Origin of the sequence: Aquimarina litoralis, assembly GCF_019295435.1 — a bacterium.
Taxonomy (GTDB): Bacteria; Bacteroidota; Bacteroidia; order Flavobacteriales; family Flavobacteriaceae; genus Aquimarina; species Aquimarina litoralis_A.
The window spans coordinates 33,673-53,514 of record NZ_WEKL01000004.1 but is presented as its reverse complement, the minus strand read 5'-3'; the positions used below and the strand labels follow the sequence as shown (position 1 = coordinate 53,514).

Genomic DNA, 19,842 nt, shown 5'->3' with positions numbered 1-19,842 from the left:
AGAGTTTTTTTGAATTAATTCAGACTTGATTTTAAGAGGGATTGTATATCACGCCAGAAGAAGAATCCTTGGTGGCTCCGGTAACAGACTTCAAGCAATTCATCTCATTTCGTTCTCGTAGCACACCCATAAAAGCAAATATTAGTGCTTCTTTATAGTCTATAATGTCTTTAGAAGGAATGATTACTTTGCAAAATGTACCAATTTTATTCTCTAGAATTTCTAATAAGAAATTGTTTTTGGCACCACCACCAGTAACAAGAAGTGAAGTTTTTTGTTTGCGAGTTTGTTCTATAGAATTGGAAATTTGCTCTGCGATATGATGTGTAGCAGTATGCAATAGATTTTCAACACTATCTTCGGTATTTTTTAATATGGGAAGAATTTTTTCCTGAAACCATTCAAATCCAAGTGACTTCGGGTATGCAGATTTATAATAATCTAATTGATTAAGCGTGTTTAATAATTCATGATTTAAAGATCCACTTTTTGCTAACCTACCTCCATCATCATATTCAAGTTGTATAGATGCACAGATATGATTTAATAACATGTTTGCAGGAGCAATATCATAAGCAATTCTTTCTTGATTGATATCATAAGATATATTGGCAATGCCTCCTAAATTAAGACAGAAATCATACTGTTTAAATAATAATCTATCTCCAACGGGCACTAAAGGCGCACCTTGACCACCAAGTGCTACATCATTAGTTCTAAAATCACAGATTACCCTTTTCTTACACTGATTCGCAATATGTTGCCCTGACCCTATTTGATATGTTAATCCCATTTCTGGTTGATGAAAGACAGTATGTCCATGACTGGAAATAAAATCTACCTTGATGGGGTAGTCGTTCATAAATGTTTTAATCTGTTTCSCTAACCAAGTACCATATTCATTATGAAAAGCTAAAAGTTCTACGGGATTTAAATTTATTGAGTTTTTAAGTTTTTGTTTTAGTTCTTTAGTATAAGAGATATCCAAAGTTTTTTCAATAGAAAAAGTCCATCCATTTTTATCTAGTTTGAAATGGCAATATGCTATATCAAGACCATCTAATGAGGTTCCAGACATTAACCCAATTACTTTATATTTTTTAGGAATCGAAGACATTTAAGAATGCAAAATAGAATATTTATGGTAATATTTTATTTTACTTAGTTGTATTTATTTACATATTGAAGATTTAATTCTTCTGTGTTGATTTCTAAAATAGCCTTTTGATAATAGAAATCAATTATTTCACTTTCTAAATATCTTTTGATTTCATCTACACTTTTTTTTCTAAAAATAGAAAATATATATCCAGCTTCTGTTTTCTTAAATTCTGTGATGAGATCATCGGGATTCTCTACCACATTAATTCCTTTATAAGCATCAAATTTTTCTTTCATCCATCTGTGGCAGGCTAATCTGATGAGACTTTTTTGACGTTCACCACTTAGATATTCTATTTCTTCCGTATTATCAGCGTCTGCTTTTTTGACTTTATCTACTGAGGTTTTAGCTTTGATGAATTGCCTTTCTAGTTTAAAGTCAATTCGTTTCATATCTCTTTTAAGTTTTTCGGCTACATCATACAGAGCTCCGTTATACATGATAACGAACTCTTCATAGTCATATAAGGCATCAAGAAATATGATAGCCTTTTTTTTATACACTCTTGGAAATGCTTGACTTTTAGCTTCTTTAAAAAGTTCGTTAAGCCCTGTTTGTATTTCTTCAGGTATTCCTGAGAATTTGGGGCCATTTTTAATAGTTCGAAGTTGTTCTGTGATTTGTAAACGAGTTCCTTTAAATACTTGTGATTTGTATTTAAACCGATATCGATTTGGAGAAAGATCTTCTAAATCCTGATTATAAGCGGTCATGCTTATAAAAAGTATTATAAAAAATAAAGAAGGTCTCATCTAATCTTTTTTAATCATTTTCTTTCAGAGATGAATATCTAAAGTAATATTTGTTATCAATCTTATTTAGTGATTCATCATTTCAATGTATAAAAGCTTAATTTAATGCTTTTATATATTACAAAGATAGTAACGTTAACTTAATTAAGTTTGTTATCTTTTTATATTGAAATAGAAGAAAAGGATCCGAATAAATAATTTCGGATTATTTTTTGATAGCTGCAACTTCCTGTACGGTAACCATTTTATTCTGTTTGTTTCCCCAGCTATTCATGATATAGTTCATTACATCAGCAATTTCTTCATCTTCTAATCCTAAGGATGTCATGGCACTATTATAGGACTCACCATTTACTTTAATAGGTCCATTTAAACCATATTTTATAGAATGGATGCTCTCTGTCCTTTTGTTTATTAACCAATCAGATCCCGCAAGAGGTGGAAATACTTTTGGAGTACCTTTTCCATCAGGAAGATGGCATTGCATGCAGAAGTCGGTATAAATTTCTTCACCTCTAGTAATACTCTTTGAAAGATCTGTTTCTTGATCAGCTATAATTAAATCATAGTTTCCAGTATTTCTATGTTGTTTTGCAAAAATTGAGATGCAACATACCAATGCGATTATTTCTAGAATTATGATTTGTTTGATTCGTTTTTTCATTTTACTAATATATATCTTATAAAATTAGATTAATTAGGTATAATTTTTATGATTCCTTTGTTTTCTACAGCCACATATATATAACCATCAGGACCTTGGCGTACATTTCGAACACGGCCGATACCATCTACTATTTTTTTTCTTCCGATTACTTTATTATTATCTAATTCAACAAGTTCTAAGTACTGAAATTTAAGGGATCCAACTAATAGATCATTTTTCCAATCTGGATATTTATCACTTGTTACAAAATCCATACCGCTTGGTGCAATGGATGGAACCCAATAATATATGGGTTGTTCCATACCTTCTTTATGTGTCATATCTGTAATAGAAGAACCACTATAGTTAATCCCGTAGGTAATGACTGGCCATCCGTAATTAATACCTTTTTTAATGATATTGATTTCATCACCTCCGCGAGGTCCATGTTCGTGTACCCATATTTTTCCTGTAGAAGGATGAATTGCCATTCCCTGAGGATTTCTATGTCCATAAGAAAATATTGCTTTTTTTGATGAAGTGTCATTTATAAAAGGATTGTCTTTCGGAATACTTCCGTCATCTTGTAGTCTGTAGATTTTTCCACCATCTTTAGTGATATCCTGAGGATTCCCATCTCGATTTCCTCTATCTCCAATACTAAAGTAAACATAACCATCATTATCGAACTCTATTCTGGAACCAAAATGATGTCCTCGTGTGGTATTGGGAGATCCTTTATATAAAGGTTCTATAGAGGTCAATTGGTTATTTTTCAGTTGAGCCCTAATTAGTGCTGTATGACCACCTTTTTCCGATCCTTCTTTTGAGGAATATGTGATGTACAACCATCCGTTTTCACTGTATTTAGGATGTAATTCTATATCCAATAATCCTCCTTGGTTTCGATTATATACTGCGGGTACATTTTCAACATTTGTTTTTACCCCATCTTTATAATGAATTAGCTCACCTTTTTTTTCTGTAATTAGCATGCTACCATCTGGTAACCAAACCATACCCCAAGGAATTTGTAAGTCAGGAACCACAACTTCGGTAGTATAATTTTTAGGATCAGAATCAATTGGAATATCGTTTTTCTTTTCCTGAGCGCAGGAGAGAAGAGCCGATAATATTACTGTTTTAAATAAAAGAAAATGTTTCATTAGAATGAGTTGCGTTTACATTAGAAAAGTACAAATAATTTTTTGCTATAATCTATATTTTATGTTAATGCCACCATACATATTAAATGGTAATCCTGGATAAAAATATCTCGGAGCAGTACCTCCAAATCCACGGGCATTGATTTGTAATTGAGCAATGTAATTAGTATCAAATATATTATTAGCTCCTAAAAAGATATCGTAAACTATATGAGCACCAATCTCATTTCTATATCCAATTTTGCCATGAAGTAATTCGTAGCTATCGCTATAGACGGTATTATCATCATTTGCTGGCATGGTGCCTACTTGTTGGAAATTAAGGTTTCCGTACAGTCCTTTTTGAGTTACGTAATCTAGCCCTACATTAATTATATGTGATGGTACTCCGGTTAGATCATTTCCTGAAAAATCATTATCGAGATCTACAAAATCATCGAATTTGTAGTCATTTAGTGTTCCATTTAGTATTAGAAGCAGCTGTTTGTTTTCTGATGTAAGTAATTGATAATTCAGTATTCCTTCTATTCCGTTATGTTCTGTTCTACCAGCATTAATAGCAAAGAAATTATCTTCTTCTGTTCTTCTGGAAACTAATAAGTCTTTAACACGCAACGAATAGATTGAAAATGATCCATATAATTTGTTATTTAGCAATTGGTAACGAGTTCCTATTTCATAATTCCAACCTACTTCTGGTTTTATATCGGGATTAAAGTCACCATCTGGTAATAGGGTTTCAGCACTTGTAGGTGTAGAAAATCCATGAGCAATATTTCCAAAAAGAATGAAGCTATTATTTAAAGTATAGTTGGCTCCCAATTTTGGTGATATAATGGGATCGAAATCAAATTTTCCCGAACTATCTCCATTTTGTAAAAAATTGTCATCTATATCGAAAAAGGTTTGATTTAAATGAACACCAAGATTGATTTTTAGTCGATTCGTTAGTTGAAGATTAGATTCTATAAATAGATTGTAATAATTTCTTCTTTCATCTAGGTCTGAAAGTTGCTCTCCGAATACACTACCTGTACCAACTGGAAAGTCTTCGTATAGGTTATCAAATGTTTTACTATTGTAATAATCCAAAAATAACTCACCACCAATGTTCCAGTTCCATTGTTTGTTAGCAATGTCAGAATTACCTATAATTCGTGTTCGAAGCCCAAATGTATTTGATCTTTCCTTTAATATATTAAAAGGTCTTGGTTCAAAATTGTTCCTAAACGAAGTGAAAATACTCGTGTGATGAGAAATAGAGTTATTGTAATCATGTGTCCATGTTGCTCCAAAAATTCCATAAGCAACATCTTCAAAAGCTTCTGATCTTCCCCATGTAAAGGCTGCTTGTCTTGGGGTATTGTTAAAATCTTCTTGATTCAATGAGCTTGGGATACCTGCTTTTAAATCAATATAACTTGCAATTAGAGAAAAGCTATTATTTTTTCCTGCTTGTAATGTTGATGTAACTGTTAGCGTATTCCGGTTATAAGTATTGTTATCACGATATCCATCGGAATTATTGTTACTATATATAATATTAGTATTAGTAGTTTTTCCGCCAAATTTAACTTTGGCCACATTCCTTATTAATCCATAACTTCCTACTGAAGAAGAAATAGAGGATTCTAAAGGAGAATTTAAAGAAAAATCGGGACGCAATAAAATGGTACCTCCCAATCCCACTCCATAACTACTGGATGACGGACCTTTATGAATATCGATTCTAGAAATAGCTCCTAACTCTAAATCTTCGATAGATGATTCTCCATTACCGTCAGTTAATGGAATATCACCAAAATAGGTTCTAATATTAGCAGTACCAAATAGATTTCTGGCACCAATTCCTCTAATTGTAATTCTATTTGTATTTAAGGTTGCATGTTGCATGAATACTCCAGGCACTTTGTTAAGTACAGGATGTAGTTCAATTGTATTAGCTCGATTAATGTTTTGTTTAGTTATAATAGCTACAGCATCTGTTGCAGCTCTTTGCTCTGTAGGGATGGAGAGACTATTAATAAGTACCTCTTGTAATTGATTGATTTCAGAAGAAAGCAGTACTGTAATTATTTCATTTTTGGTAATTGTAATTTGTTTATTCTTATAACCAGCATGTGAGAATTCGATAATTCTATGACAAGTTATATCGAATTTACCTTGGTCATCAGATCTAAAAGTTTCTCCTGTTTTTAGATCCAAAATTGTAGTATTACTAATTGGAGTTAGTGATGTTTCATCTCTAATTATACCTGAAATGTTAAATTGAGCTTGAAGGAAACCAGTAAATAGAATAAGAAGCGGTACAAGTATGTTTTTCAAAAGACAAAGTTTTGATCAAATATCGGAAACAAATTATGTAGGGGTTCTTAAAAATAACTTATAATTGCACGAGAATCAAAAAACGTAAATCAAAAAACAGATTATTAAATGCACAGAAAAGTATTATTCCTATTACTAATAGTAATATCAACAACAACTTCATTTGGACAGCGAATTAAAATAGATAAAAAGAAACTTGCTTTTTTAAAAGAAGAAACTAAGGTGGCCGTAAAACTTACATTTCCTGAAGACCTTATTATATATAGTTTACATCCTGAAAAAGAGTTTATAGAGAATATGAAAAAGAAATATGATCGAAAAGATAATGGTAATGGCGATAAGTGGTACCAAACATATCAAATAGCCAAAAAAGAAACTTGGAGAGATGCCTTTCTTACAGGATTAAATGAAAGAGTTGAAAAATATAGTGATTTGAAGTTTGTAGCCACTGAGGAAGAAACAGACTATACATTAATTGTTGAAGCCGATTGGATATATACAGGATATGGAGGGTCTGCGAGTGTAGGACGAGAAGAAGGGAAACTCGAAACGACATTGCGATTTGTAAAAACGTCAGATCAGAACACTGAAATATACGCGACTCAAGCTCCAAAGGTTATAGGGAATTATGCTTATGGAGAATTTGGAGATATCGAACGAATAAGAGAATGCTATAATAAGCTTGGGTATCTACTATCACTACAGTTAAAGCGATTATTGAAATAAAACTAAAAAAATAGTAGGTTTTAATAAAAGAGTTTATTTATATTTGCACCCGCAAAAGGGTAACCTTATCGGGGTGTAGCGTAGCCCGGTTATCGCGCCGCGTTTGGGACGCGGAGGTCGCAGGTTCGAATCCTGCCACCCCGACAAAATCCAACTACAGCATGTAGTTGGATTTTTTTATGCTACGATATAAGTAAATGTATTTGGTAATCTATCTTTAAAAAGATATCATCTTCAATAAATAAATACTGTATAGTCATTTTTTTATATTCCTTTTTTCGTATCTGAAGCTTTAATGTTCTGGTATAAAAACCCTTAATGTGTTATGCAGGTTTTTATTTATTCAAAAACGTATGAATTAGAAGGTCATTATTAGGTAATAATTTTCAGAAATAGTATGATTTTTTCCTTTTGTGAGTAGAAAAAAGTAAAAAAGTGGATTTTTCCCTCAATTAAATTGTGTTTTAATGGGGCTTTTTCCCCTTAATTTTTAAAAATTATAAATTTTATTACTAGTATATTTCAATATCGTTGTGATGTGAAAACTTTTTTTTCGTGTTAAAGCGTGTTAAAAAAACCGTTAAATGCATAAAAATCCGATGAAATGCACATTTTTTTAACATAGCGTAAAACAATTGCGGTTTTACCGTATTCTACTAACTTAAGTTTGAAGTACTTTTACAATGTGCTGGTAATCAGAGCTCAATACTAGCAAAAAAGTGATTTAATCTTCAGGAAAGCCCCAGAAGAAATTATGAACCACAGAGAACTTTATATCAATATAAACAACAACTGTTCTCTTAGCTTTATGAATCTTATTTAAACAAAGATTTATAGAGTATATCAAAACTAAAATACGATGATTAAAAGAACTGGAATTATTATCCCAGCTTACAATGAGTACAACAGGCTGGAAACAGAAAAATTTAGCAACTTTTTAAACAAAAACAACAACTATTATTTATGCTTTGTGAACGATGGTAGCACAGACAAGACTTCAGAGATGCTACATCAACTTAAAGAAACAAACGAAGAGAAAATTTACGTAATTGATTTAGAAGAAAATCAGGGAAAAGCTACGGCAGTTCAAACAGGAGCGAACTTTTTAAATTCTTTATCATTTATCGATAATGTAGCATTTTTAGATGCAGATTTATCTACTTCATTAGAAGAATTAGACAATTTAACCCAAAAATTGAATAAACATAATAATTTAACAATGGTTTTCGGCTCTAGAAAGGCCGAAAAATCAGACGGAATTGAAAGAAGTTTTGTTAGAAATTTATTATCTAATTTTGTGGGTTTTTTCATACAGTTTATTCTACAATTACCTATTAAAGATACCCAATGTGGTGCTAAAGTTTTTAAGAAGGAAATCATTGGGAATATCTACAACAAAAAATTTATTAGCAGATGGTTATTTGATATCGAGATCTTTCTAAGGTTAAAAAAACAAGTCGGTGTTAAAAACCTTTTAAATTCGATTAGTGAAGAACCTCTTGATAATTGGGTAGAAGTTGAAGGATCTAAGATAACCTTAAAAGATTCTATTTTAATCCCAATGAACTTAATGTTGATATGGATGAATTACTTCAGCCTTAAGACAACCAAAAAGCCAATGGAGGCTGTTACAGAACCAACATTTATCCCTCAACCTCAAATGTCTATGGCTAAATAACTACTTTATTTCCAAAAATTACTGATGGGTTTGGAATAAACCTTTAGTAAACCAATAACAATATATTCTTATAAACTAATAAATATTTTATCCATCGATGAAGTTGGTACATAGTATGTACGATATACTAAGAAATCGATGATATAATCCCCTATTTTCCATGAAAAAAATATTACTATTTATATTATCATTTGTTGCGATGAACTTCGCTTATGGTCAGCAACCTTTTGACTGTAATGAAGCAAAATTTTACCAAGTAATCTCAGGATCTCTGAGATCATATGATCCTGTTACAGGAACCTATTCGGATCCTTTACATACTACTCCAAGCTATAACGCTGGAGGATATAATACTGTAGATGATTTCTTATATGCTATACGAAGTAGCGATAGGCATCTATTAAGAATTGGAACAGATCAAGTTGTTGATCTTGGAGCAGTAGCACCTAATGGAGGAGTTGATTTTGGAGGTGGTTATGCAGCAGATGTCGATGACCAAGGTAATTTGTGGGTTTTTCAGAATAATCAAGGAAGACAATCTTTCCATAAAATCGTAAATCTTCAAAGTTATGATGGATCTTCTGCACCAACTTTCGAGATTGTAGTAGCAAATCAGGCATCACCTAATACATGTGCAGATATCGTTTTTATCAATGGAAACCTATATGGAGGTAGTAGAGGTGATGTATATAAATGGGACTTATCTACTTCAACACCTGTTTTTAGTTCTAAAGATGTAACTGATTTACCTAATGATACATTTGGAGCTTGTTATACAGATACAAGCAATAGATTATACGTGTCTAGTAATAAAGGAGGTTTACATTTGGTGAATGACTATGAAGGAGCAGCACCATATGCAACTTTACTTAATAATACAGATGTAACCAATCAAAATGATGGATTTAAATGTGCTGCTGGAGTTTCTCCAATTGATGCGGATGGTGACGAAGTACTAGATCCATTTGATAAGGATACTGATGGTGATGGTATCCCTGATTTAGTAGAAGGTGGAGGAATTGATCCTTATGGAGATGATGACGGAGATGGTATTTTTAATTACTTAGATGAAGATTTTGGTAGTACTTGTAACGGTGGTGTTTCGGTAGCATTTGATATAGACAGAGATGGTATTCCAAATGTATTGGATTTGGATAGTGACAATGACGGGATCTATGATATTGTTGAAGCAGGTTTAGGAAGTTATGATACAAATGGTGATGGATTATTTAATAATGAAGATACAGGTTTTCAAGATTCTGATTTAGATGGAATTGCAGATATCGTAGATGTAGATCAAACTGGCGTTATTTTTTATCCAGATGATGCAGATGGAGACTTAATTTATGATCCATTTGATATAGACTCTGATCAAGATGGGATTATTGATCTTATAGAAGGTCAGGATAGTCAAAACTTTATAAGTTTATCAGGTTTGGATCAGGATAGAGACGGTATTGATGATGCGTTTGATCCTGATCAGGGAGGAACTCCTCAAGGATACCAGAATACAGATAATACGGATACTCCTGATTTCCTAGATACAGATTCTAACAATGATGGAATATTAGATACGGTTGACGCTTATGATACAAACAATGATGGAATAGCTAATACACTACCTGCGAATAGTGATACGGATCAGGATGGATTAGATGATAATTTCGATATTACAGATACAGTTTTTGATTCTTCAAACGGAGGCCAAAATTCTAGTAGTTTCCCAATCGCTAGTATCGTAGAAAGATATCAATACCAAGGTACTTACGATGTGTTTGGAGTTCCAGACTATTTAGTAGCAGATATTAATGTAGATGCTGATATTTTAACCAAAATAGATAATGCCTTACCAGAGGGGAATTCAGTAGCTGAGAGAAATCCAAATTATATTTATGGAGGGTATGACACTGATATCATTGTAGAGCAATCAACCAATGTAGCTATAACTTTCATAAGCGAAAATACAGGCTATAATAACGTTTTAGGATATTATACGTATGATATTAATAGCCCTTTAACAGAAGCGCCTGATCCAGAAGATATTACGGTGATCGTACCTAATACTTCTGCAACCGGAAGTGGTGGTGGATTAGCTAGTGGAAATACTGTGGATTTAGGAACTTTTTCAGCCAATACAGGTATTGGATGGGTGATATTAGCAGATGCTTGGAATACAGATGTAGTAAATGAAGGATTATGGCAATTGTATTCTCAATCAGAGTTTAATCCTTCATGTGACGAGTCATTAAGACCACAAAATGTACTATTAAAAGATGACGAAAAAGAGGTTGTAATCCTAGGCTTTGAAGACGTAAGAAGAGACTATCCAGCATCAGATAATGACTTTAATGATTTGTTATTCTGTATTACAGTAGGTCAATATTCATCAATCAGAACAAATAATATTCCTGACTTAGAAGAAGAAGGAGAAGTTTCTTCAGGGAATGATGGAGGTCTTGAAAGTAATGGAGATCTAGCCAGTTTAATAGCCAAAAGAAATTTTACAAGATCAAAAACGAACAGAGTTTACAATAAAAAGGAATTACAGAAAAAGTTTAAGAAAGGACGTTCTTATAAGATAGCTAAAAGTGATGTAGACTTAAGTGTTTATTTTCCTGAAACAGGAGCAACAGGTGTTGAAAGTTCTTATGTGTCTACTCCAGATGATTTAATTGGGATTACAAATGCATCTTCAGTATTTTCTATTGATTACTATATTGATGAAAGTAGAGTAGGAGTAGGTTTAGCAACAGCTACAAAAGGTTCTATCTATGACCATTCTAAAATAATTTGTGATCGACTTAATGGTTCAATTTTAGAAGATATCAGAACGATAAGTGTTCGAGACTTTGAATTAGTGAATACTAAAATACGAAGAGCTACTGGTGAATTAGAACAAGCATTACATTTTTCAGTTCGTTTGGATGAATTTCAGAATGAGTTATATAGCCTTTGGAATATAGATCAATACCCTTCAGGAGATTATTTAAACTTCCAAATCTGGGGAGGTTCAATCCCACAAGTAGTGAATATTGCAAATACTATTATAGATAGACTAAGAGAAGAGAAGGGCTTAGGAAAAACATTCATTTCTGCAGATATTCCTGAGGTATTTGTTCAACAAGGATCTTATAAAGATGGAAAAATAGTATTAGATATTATCAACAAAAATCAGGTTACCACGTTTGATTTCAGAGGAAATAGAAGAGCAACAGAATTGTCTGAAGAAGAATTAATGATAACTTCAGTATCCTTATCAGGAGCTTATAATGAAAGAGTAACCATAGATACCGGACATTTGTTTGATATTGGATTTGAAATTACTGTAAATGATAAATCAGATGCTTTATACTTAGCAGATGGTCCTTGGGGATTAGACTATGATCCAAATGGAGCTAGTGTTAGCCAATTTAACATTGCTCAAGCTGATAGTACAGAAGATACTGAAAACTACGCTGTAGAAAGAGGTATTTCAGTTACAGGAGAAGTGAAAGAGACCATGAATATCTTCAGAAATATTCTAGGTGGAGATCGCACACTAAATGTAACATCTTATAATGCATTACAATTTGAGATGAATGTCGATAACAATATTGAAGTAGTTTTAGTAACTAAGGATCTTATTGATTGGAATGATAGATTGAGATATACAATCAATGCAGGCGATGCAAACGGTACACATACTATTGCTTTCTCTGATTTTGTAAATGGACAAGGAAATAGTGTAGAGGTAACAGATTTAAGAAGTGTAGTGTTCTCCGTACAAGGAAATTATCAAAACTTCGAGTCGTTTGAGATAAATATTACAAATGTAGCCTTTACGAATGCAGAAGTATTAGGTGTTGAAGAACATGAGATTCAGGAAGAAGTTGAAGTAGCTAATAGCGTTATGAACTATCCAAATCCATTCCGCACAACAACATCGATTAAACTTCCTGAGACATTAACAGGTAAAGTTAAAATATCAGTTATAGATGTACTTGGAAAAGTAGTGCAAGAAGAACAAGAAGTTCAGGTAAATGCAGGCAACACGATAACTTTTAGACCTAAGAATTTAAGTCCAGGAGTATATAGATATATTATTATCGGAGACCAATCAACTAGATATGTCGGCAGTTTTATGATTTACTGATAAAAATTATATTCATCGTATTTTTTTACCGCGAAGATTACCTGTTTTAAGTTGCCATAAACTTAGAATGGGTAATCTTTTTTGATGTATAAAAATAGTTCCATTACTACGCAAGGACGAAAAAGTAATATAAAATGTTTACTATAGCGTTCCTATGTTAACTAACAATTGAGATATATCATGAATACATTCAAAAATAGAAATGATGAGTAAAATTAAATTTTTAATGGTTGCAGTTTTGATTTGTTTCTCCCTATTCATAAACGCGCAAGAAGGAAACAATACTAATGATAGTAGCATATGGTATTCATATACTACAGAAGGAGAAATGATAAGTTGTGAACTCTTAGAAGATAAAATAGTTTATAGATCACCGTTCAATTCAGATGATGCTAAAAATGTTTCTACCTTATGGATTCGGAAAAAACTTGATAAAGATCATTTTGTCGTATATAATAAACTTAGGAAACCACAATATGCGATCCTACATATCGCACAATCCAATGCTAATGTTTTGAAAATAACCACAGTTTTGAAAGGAGATTCAATCGAATCTTTAGAAAAAGATTTTCAAGGTAATAAATTGCCCGCATGGATAGGTTTATTTGAAAAAGATTGGTATTCTGAAAAATATATCAAACAACTTAAAAACTCACCAGGATTAGATGAGTTAAAAAGAGCAGATCTATTAACCGCCATGCAATGGAGAAAACCACTGTCTTCTCAAATACAAGAATACCTTAAAGATACTCAAGGAAAGCGTCAATTTATGATCTATAGATTTGTAAATGAATTTCGTAATAGAAAGTTAGTTGAATTAGGCTATAATCCTTACAAGAGAGTATCTTATAATTTTAAAAAACAGTTCGAAGGTGATGAAGAAATTTTAAATTTATTATTTGAAGAAATTAAATTTTAAATGATCATCTTTATTAGAAATAGCCTTCAGTTTTATTATGTAGAAGTAGTAAAAAGACTTGTGTTTTCTAGGTTTTGTAACCCTATTGTTTTTGACTATTTTTGAACCAAAACATAAATCATCAATGAAATAAGCTATATCGATTAGATTGATATCTACCAATGTAATTATATAGTGATTCCATCTGATAATTAAAGAAATAGTAAAATATAACAGATGAAAAATATTCTCGCATTTGCTGGTTCTAACAGCAGTACTTCTATTAATCAAAAGCTTATAGAGTATGTATCTTCCGAAATTACGGAACACAAAATTAAAATATTAAAATTGGTTAATTATCCTGTACCTATGTATAGCGAAGATGAAGAAAAAGAGAATGGATTTCCTGGAATGGCGCTTGGTCTAAAACAAGAGATTTCTGAAGCAGACGCATTGATTATATCCGTCAATGAACATAATGGTAGCTTAAGTGCTTTTTTTAAAAATACTGTCGATTGGCTATCTAGAATAGATCGTAATTTTTTAGCAGGAAAAAAGATATTATTAATGAGTACATCACCAGGACAACGAGGTGGTTTAACCGCTTTAGAATATGCGAAAAATGTATTTCCCAGATTTGGTGGTGAGATTGTAGAAAGTTTTAGTTTTCCTTCATTCCATGCTAATTTTTCTGCAGAAGATAATACTGTTAAGGATGAAACACTTTTGTTGGGATTGAAAGAAGTTCTGAGTACTTTTGCGCATCAGATTAATAATTAGTGCGAACTACCAAAACATATATTTTAGATAATCCATCTCAGTTTAAGGTTAAACTATTACAATGGGCTCAGCAGTTTGATGAAATTATCTGGTTAGATTCCAATGATTATAAGCAGAAATATGCTAGTTATGATGCTATTTTAGCAGTAGATGCCTTTACTTCAATACAAACCGATTATTATTCTTGTTTTGATAAATTAAAAGAATATCAAGAGCAAACTAAGGATTGGATCTTTGGTTATTTATCTTATGATCTGAAAAATGATACTGAGAATTTAGTATCCAAGAATTTTGACAGGTTGGACTTTCCTGACTTATATTTTTTTCAACCTAAAAAAATATTTTTCTTAAAAGGTAATGTTTTAAGGATTGAGTATTTGAGGATGGTAGATGATGAAATAGAAGAGGATCAAAAACTAATAGACACATTTTCTACTACAATTAAAGTTTCTGATGAGGATAATCCATGCGGAAAGATCAAAATTAGTTTAAGAATTACTAAGGATGTATATCGCCAAAAGATAGAACAGATGCTTCAGCATATACATCGAGGAGATATTTATGAAGCAAACTTTTGTCAGGAATTTTTTGCAGAAAATAGTTGTATTGCTCCCTTAGAAACATATCATCATTTGAATCAAATTTCTGAACCGCCCTTTGCAACATTTTTTAGAAGAAATCAGCAATATTTGCTTTCTGCCTCTCCAGAAAGGTATCTGAAAAAAGAAGGAAATAGAATCATTTCGCAACCCATCAAGGGTACTGCAAAAAGAGCAAAAGATATCGAAAAAGACAGGCGATTGATTAAGACATTAGAGAATGACCCAAAAGAGCGTTCAGAGAATGTTATGATTGTCGATCTAGTTAGGAATGACCTTTCCAGAACTGCACTAAAAGGTTCGGTAAAAGTCGAAGAGTTGTGTAAAATTTATACATTTCCGCAGGTACATCAAATGATATCTACTGTAGTTTCTAATGTTGAAGTTAATACTTCTCCAGTGGATGTGATTAGAACAACATTTCCAATGGGAAGCATGACAGGTGCGCCAAAGATCTCTGCGATGAAAATTATTGAAGAGTTAGAAGAATCCAAAAGAGGACTCTATAGTGGTGCGGTTGGGTACTTTACACCAGAAAATGATTTTGATTTTAATGTAGTCATACGAAGTATTCTGTATAATGAAGAGAATCAGTATATTTCTTATACTGTGGGTGGTGCAATTACAGCAAAATCTGATCCAGATAAAGAATATGAAGAATGCTTACTAAAAGCGAAAGCAATGCGTGAAGTATTAGAAGGTGTGTAGTAAGTGGTTTCTGGATAATTAAATAAGATTTTTTCTAAAACTCTTTCTTACATCAATAATGATTTCTTTCACTTCGTTAGCACTAATATCCTTAATTTTTGCGATTTCTTCAAAATTAAGTTTCCCAAAAACAAACAAATCAATAATCTTAGAAGTTTCTAAAGGTAACCAACTATAAAATTTACCTAACAATTTTTGTTTTTTGTTATCAGATGATTCCTCAGATTCAATTAGTTTTAAAATGGCAGAATCTGCATCATCATAAATAAATAGTTGCTTGTTTTCAGGATTTTGATGATATGAAATATCGTTTAAATCCTCATTCATGATCAGTCCACTATCACCTTCAGAAGTATAATGCTCTTCTAATTTGCTTAATTCTTCTTTTAAAAAAGAGTTGGTACTAATACAGCGTTGATGCCAACCTTCTTTACTATATAACTCATCAATTAGATGATCGGCAATTCTGAATAATTTTAACTCTAAAGAAAGCTTATCCATGGCAATGTCCAGATGATCATCATTGTAAAGCTTTACAATAGCATCATCGATGAGTCCATTAGAACAATACATATTTCTGGGCAGGATGCCAGTACTTTCTGCAATATATATGCGATGTTTTACATATGGATGAAGATGAGGTACCACAGATAATATTTTTTTACCAAACTCCTTCGATTGAGCATCTTCATAATATTCGGGTATTTCATCTATCCTATTCATGATTTGTGTATTTAAGAGTTCCTTAAAAATAGTAAAAAGTAATGGTAAAATATGTTAAAACTCTGAATTTCAGTAGTTAAAGAAGTGTTTTTGAATGGTTGCTTAACATTTTCAAAATCGTATATTTGATATGAGTTAAAAGATGAGTTTTTTTGAAATCTCTAAAACATTTCTTTTAAAATACACTATCTAAGGTCAACAATAACCCAATAAATTCTTGAAGCAAAAATTCAAAGATCATATCAAAAATCGATTACCTTTTCTACAAAAAAAGAAATTGCTTATTGCCAGTAGTGGAGGACTAGATAGTATGGTACTAACCCATTTATGCTATTTAAATAATTATGAAATAGGGATTGCACATTGCAATTTTAAATTAAGAGGCACCGAAAGTGATAAGGATGAGATTTTTGTCTCTAAAGTAGCAGAAGAATTGGACGTCCCTTTCTTTGTAACCAATTTTGAGACAAACTCATATGCAAAAGAAAATAAGCTTTCCATCCAGATGGCGGCGAGAGGTTTGAGATACAAATGGTTTGAAGAAATATTGATAAACCAAAAATATGATTACGTATTAACAGCTCATCATAAAGATGATAATCTTGAGACTTTTTTGATAAATCTTTCCAGAGGAACAGGAATTGACGGACTTACAGGTATTCCAGAAATCAATGGTATTTACATGAGACCATTACTACCATTTTCTCGAAATCAAATTCATGAATTTGCTATTAAAAATAATATCGATTGGAGAGAAGATAGTAGTAATAGTGATACAAAATACCTACGAAATAAATTACGACATCAGGTTATTCCAGAGTTAACTTCTATAAATCCAAATTTTTTGAACAATTTCGAGAATACTTTGGATTATTTAAAACATGCACAAGCTTTTATCAGAAGTCAAGTTTATCTTATTCGAAAAGAAGTGTTTGAATATGGAGAATTGGATACGATAAAAATTGCCATACATAAGCTTCAAAAGTATAATGATCCTAAAAAATATTTATACTTCCTACTAAAAGAATATGGTTTTACCGCCTGGGACGATATTGTTAAAATGTTAAATGCGCAATCAGGGAAGCAGATTTTTTCGTCTACACATCGATTGGTTAAAAATCGAGAGTACCTATTGCTTTGTCCTATTGTAGAAGATGTTCCTGATCGTATCTATCACATACCAGAAGAAGAAAATATGATAATGATTCCTTCAGGAATGATACATTTAAAAGAAGTTTCCGATCTTTCGAACACTGATTTTAAAACGATTTATGTAGATAAAGAAACGTTAAAGTACCCTTTGATTGTAAGAAAATGGAAAGAAGGCGACTATTTTTACCCTTTGGGTATGAAAGGTAAAAAGAAGTTGAGTAAGTATTTTAAAGACGAAAAATTATCTTTACTAGCCAAAGAAAGAGTCTGGTTATTATGTTCTGGAGAAGATATTATATGGATTATCAACTATAGAGCAGATAACAGATTTAAGATAAGCCCTAAAACGAAACAATTACTAAAAGTAACGATTACCTAATGAGGAATATTCTATTACTATTTACGACACTATTATTTTCAACAACACTATTTTCTCAGATTTTTGAACCTATCAAGTGGAAAAGTAGTGTAGAAGAAGAATCTGAAAATGTTTATGTATTACAGTTTGAAGCTACTTTAGATAAAGGATGGCATATCTACTCACAAAAAGAGGTGGAAACTGATGATATAGCTCCAACTGCTACAGAGTTTACATTTTATAATGAAGAAAAGAAATATGAATTAATAGGAGAAACTACAGAACCAGAAGGTATACAGAAATATGATAAAGTGTTTGAGATGGAGATCAAATACTTTGAAGAAAAAGTATTGTTTACTCAAAAAATAAAACGCTTGGATCCTTCATTAGAAACAGTCAAAGCTGAGGTGTTTTTTGGTATATGTGATGATGAAAGATGTTTAGCACCTGATGTGGTAGAGTTTAATTTGAGTTTATCAGGACAAACTACAGATACAAAAACGGAAACAAGAAATACTGAAAATAGTTCTGAAGTATCTAGTATAGTAGCAAGTACTAATACTATAGAAGGAACAGAAGAACAAAAAGGATTATGGGCAACATTTATTTTAGCCTTTTTGTCAGGTTTTGCAGCACTTCTAACACCATGTGTATTTCCAATGATTCCTATGACAGTAAGTTTTTTTACAAAACAAAGTAAAACTAGAGCTACTGGAATTAGAAATGCTGTTTTTTACGGAATTTTTATTATCGTAATCTATGTAGGATTGGGATCGGTAGTTACTGCAATTTTTGGAGCAGATGCTTTAAATGCATTATCTACAAATGTCTGGTTTAATCTGATCTTCTTTGTATTATTGATTGTTTTTGGTTTATCCTTTTTAGGAGCTTTCGAGATAATGTTACCAAATTCATGGGCTAATAAAGTAGATCGACAAGCTGATAAAGGAGGATTTTTAGGTATATTTTTTATGGCTTTAGCCTTAGCTATAGTTTCATTTAGTTGTACAGGTCCAATTGTAGGAACTTTATTAGTGCAAGCAGCATCACAAGGTGGAATGGCTCCAATCATTGGAATGCTAGGATTTTCATTAGCAATTGCGCTGCCTTTTGCTCTTTTTGCTATGTTTCCAGGCTGGTTAAATTCACTTCCTAAAAGTGGTGGTTGGCTAAATACAGTAAAGGTTTTTCTTGGTTTCTTAGAAATAGCTTTTGCCTTTAAGTTTTTATCAAATGTAGATTTGGTATTACAATTAGAACTATTACAAAGAGAAGTCTTTTTAGCCATTTGGATTGCGGTTTTTGGTACATTAGCATTATATCTATTAGGAAAAATTAAACTTCCTCATGATTCGCCTACAGAACATATTTCCGTTGGCCGACTATCAATTGCACTTTTAACATTGGCATTTACTATATATTTAATTCCTGGATTATGGGGAGCTCCACTGAAAATAGTTAGTGGGTTTCCGCCACCGCAAACATATAGTGAATCTCCAAGAGGTTTTGGAGGTACTACCAATGCAGGAGTATCCACTTCTGAATTGCCGGAAGGAGCAAAGTATGGAGAGCATGATATTATTTCATTTACTGATTACGAAAAAGGTTTAGCGTATGCTAAAAAAGTGAACAAACCTGTACTAATTGATTTTACAGGATATGCTTGTGTAAATTGTAGAAAAATGGAAGAGTATGTTTGGTCAAAACCATCAGTTTTAAAAACGTTAAAGAACGATGTCGTATTGATTTCCTTATACGTGGACTATAAGAAAGAACTTCCAAAATCAGAACAATATGTTTCTGAAACTACAGGCAAAAAAATTAAGACTGTAGGAAATAAATGGAGTGATTTCCAAATTACAAGATATAAGGCGAATGCCCAACCTTATTATGTTTTAGTCAACAAAAGTGAAGAAAATCTAGCAAAGCCAATTGGATACACTCCCGATGAAAATGAATACTTAAAATGGTTAAAAGATGGCATTGCTAATTTTGCAAAAAAATAGATTTCTTATAGTGTTATAAATAATTATTATA

14 protein-coding genes and 1 tRNA gene are annotated in these 19,842 nt (G+C 31.9%); 9 read left to right on the top strand and 6 right to left on the bottom strand.

Features of this window, described 5'->3' with window-relative positions; genetic code table 11:
* Positions 1–31 precede the first annotated feature (31 nt).
* The 5 genes from GBO31_RS03235 to GBO31_RS03215 form a co-directional block, all read right to left on the bottom strand.
* Positions 32–1,117, bottom strand: a complete 1,086-nt coding sequence (locus tag GBO31_RS03235; protein WP_219006880.1) for an anhydro-N-acetylmuramic acid kinase — start codon at positions 1,115–1,117, stop codon at positions 32–34.
* A gap of 44 nt (positions 1,118–1,161) precedes the next feature.
* Positions 1,162–1,914: a hypothetical protein gene (locus GBO31_RS03230; protein WP_219006879.1), complete on the bottom strand. Its 753-nt coding sequence runs from the start codon at positions 1,912–1,914 to the stop codon at positions 1,162–1,164.
* A gap of 205 nt (positions 1,915–2,119) precedes the next feature.
* Positions 2,120–2,578 (bottom strand): c-type cytochrome, encoded by a 459-nt coding sequence (locus GBO31_RS03225; protein ID WP_219006878.1) that lies wholly within the window; start codon positions 2,576–2,578, stop codon positions 2,120–2,122.
* Positions 2,579–2,607: 29 nt separating this feature from the next.
* Positions 2,608–3,726 (bottom strand): PQQ-dependent sugar dehydrogenase, encoded by a 1,119-nt coding sequence (locus GBO31_RS03220; protein ID WP_219006877.1) that lies wholly within the window; start codon positions 3,724–3,726, stop codon positions 2,608–2,610.
* Positions 3,727–3,771: 45 nt separating this feature from the next.
* A complete protein-coding gene (locus GBO31_RS03215; RefSeq protein ID WP_219006876.1) occupies positions 3,772–6,051 on the bottom strand; it encodes a TonB-dependent receptor domain-containing protein in 2,280 nt (759 codons plus the stop codon).
* A gap of 108 nt (positions 6,052–6,159) precedes the next feature.
* On the opposite strand from GBO31_RS03215, the gene GBO31_RS03210 reads away from it, so the two are divergent.
* The 7 genes from GBO31_RS03210 (at position 6,160) to pabB (ending at position 15,572) form a co-directional block, all read left to right on the top strand.
* Positions 6,160–6,777 (top strand): hypothetical protein, encoded by a 618-nt coding sequence (locus tag GBO31_RS03210; protein WP_219006875.1) that lies wholly within the window; start codon positions 6,160–6,162, stop codon positions 6,775–6,777.
* A 69-nt stretch (positions 6,778–6,846) separates the two neighbouring features.
* A tRNA-Pro gene (locus tag GBO31_RS03205) sits at positions 6,847–6,921 on the top strand.
* A gap of 715 nt (positions 6,922–7,636) precedes the next feature.
* Entirely contained in the window at positions 7,637–8,455 is an 819-nt protein-coding gene (locus GBO31_RS03200; RefSeq protein ID WP_219006874.1) for a dolichyl-phosphate beta-glucosyltransferase, read from the top strand.
* Between the two features lie 160 nt (positions 8,456–8,615).
* Positions 8,616–12,587: a DUF6923 family protein gene (locus GBO31_RS03195; RefSeq protein WP_219006873.1), complete on the top strand. Its 3,972-nt coding sequence runs from the start codon at positions 8,616–8,618 to the stop codon at positions 12,585–12,587.
* 205 nt (positions 12,588–12,792) lie between these two features.
* On the top strand, positions 12,793–13,506 hold the full coding sequence (locus tag GBO31_RS03190) for a hypothetical protein (protein ID WP_219006872.1): 714 nt from the start codon (positions 12,793–12,795) through the stop codon (positions 13,504–13,506).
* 216 nt (positions 13,507–13,722) lie between these two features.
* Positions 13,723–14,265 (top strand): NADPH-dependent FMN reductase, encoded by a 543-nt coding sequence (locus GBO31_RS03185; RefSeq protein WP_219006871.1) that lies wholly within the window; start codon positions 13,723–13,725, stop codon positions 14,263–14,265.
* Complete coding sequence (pabB, locus tag GBO31_RS03180; protein WP_219006870.1) at positions 14,265–15,572, top strand: aminodeoxychorismate synthase component I; 1,308 nt, start codon at positions 14,265–14,267, stop codon at positions 15,570–15,572. Before GBO31_RS03185 ends, pabB begins: the two co-directional genes overlap by 1 nt.
* An 18-nt stretch (positions 15,573–15,590) precedes the next feature.
* On the opposite strand, the gene GBO31_RS03175 is transcribed toward pabB, so the two are convergent.
* On the bottom strand, positions 15,591–16,295 hold the full coding sequence (locus GBO31_RS03175; RefSeq protein ID WP_219006869.1) for a hypothetical protein: 705 nt from the start codon (positions 16,293–16,295) through the stop codon (positions 15,591–15,593).
* Between the two features lie 217 nt (positions 16,296–16,512).
* Here GBO31_RS03175 and tilS point away from each other — a divergent pair, with 217 nt between their 5' ends.
* Positions 16,513–17,826 carry a tRNA lysidine(34) synthetase TilS gene (gene tilS / locus GBO31_RS03170; RefSeq protein ID WP_219006868.1) on the top strand — a complete coding sequence of 438 codons (1,314 nt, stop codon included), beginning with the start codon at positions 16,513–16,515 and terminating at the stop codon, positions 17,824–17,826.
* Positions 17,826–19,811 carry a protein-disulfide reductase DsbD family protein gene (locus GBO31_RS03165; protein ID WP_219006867.1) on the top strand — a complete coding sequence of 662 codons (1,986 nt, stop codon included), beginning with the start codon at positions 17,826–17,828 and terminating at the stop codon, positions 19,809–19,811. Before tilS ends, GBO31_RS03165 begins: the two co-directional genes overlap by 1 nt.
* Positions 19,812–19,842: the final 31 nt, after the last annotated feature.

Excerpts from the sequence above, each read along its gene's own strand:
- GBO31_RS03230 (WP_219006879.1), bottom strand. The coding sequence starts at position 1,914 with ATGAGACCTTCTTTATTTTTTATAATACTTTTTATAAGCATGACCGCT.
- GBO31_RS03225 (WP_219006878.1), bottom strand. The coding sequence starts at position 2,578 with ATGAAAAAACGAATCAAACAAATCATAATTCTAGAAATAATCGCATTG.
- GBO31_RS03220 (WP_219006877.1), bottom strand. The coding sequence starts at position 3,726 with ATGAAACATTTTCTTTTATTTAAAACAGTAATATTATCGGCTCTTCTC.
- GBO31_RS03210 (WP_219006875.1), top strand. The coding sequence starts at position 6,160 with ATGCACAGAAAAGTATTATTCCTATTACTAATAGTAATATCAACAACA.
- GBO31_RS03200 (WP_219006874.1), top strand. The coding sequence starts at position 7,637 with ATGATTAAAAGAACTGGAATTATTATCCCAGCTTACAATGAGTACAAC.
- GBO31_RS03195 (WP_219006873.1), top strand. The coding sequence starts at position 8,616 with ATGAAAAAAATATTACTATTTATATTATCATTTGTTGCGATGAACTTC.
- GBO31_RS03190 (WP_219006872.1), top strand. The coding sequence starts at position 12,793 with ATGAGTAAAATTAAATTTTTAATGGTTGCAGTTTTGATTTGTTTCTCC.
- GBO31_RS03185 (WP_219006871.1), top strand. The coding sequence starts at position 13,723 with ATGAAAAATATTCTCGCATTTGCTGGTTCTAACAGCAGTACTTCTATT.
- GBO31_RS03175 (WP_219006869.1), bottom strand. The coding sequence starts at position 16,295 with ATGAATAGGATAGATGAAATACCCGAATATTATGAAGATGCTCAATCG.
- GBO31_RS03165 (WP_219006867.1), top strand. The coding sequence starts at position 17,826 with ATGAGGAATATTCTATTACTATTTACGACACTATTATTTTCAACAACA.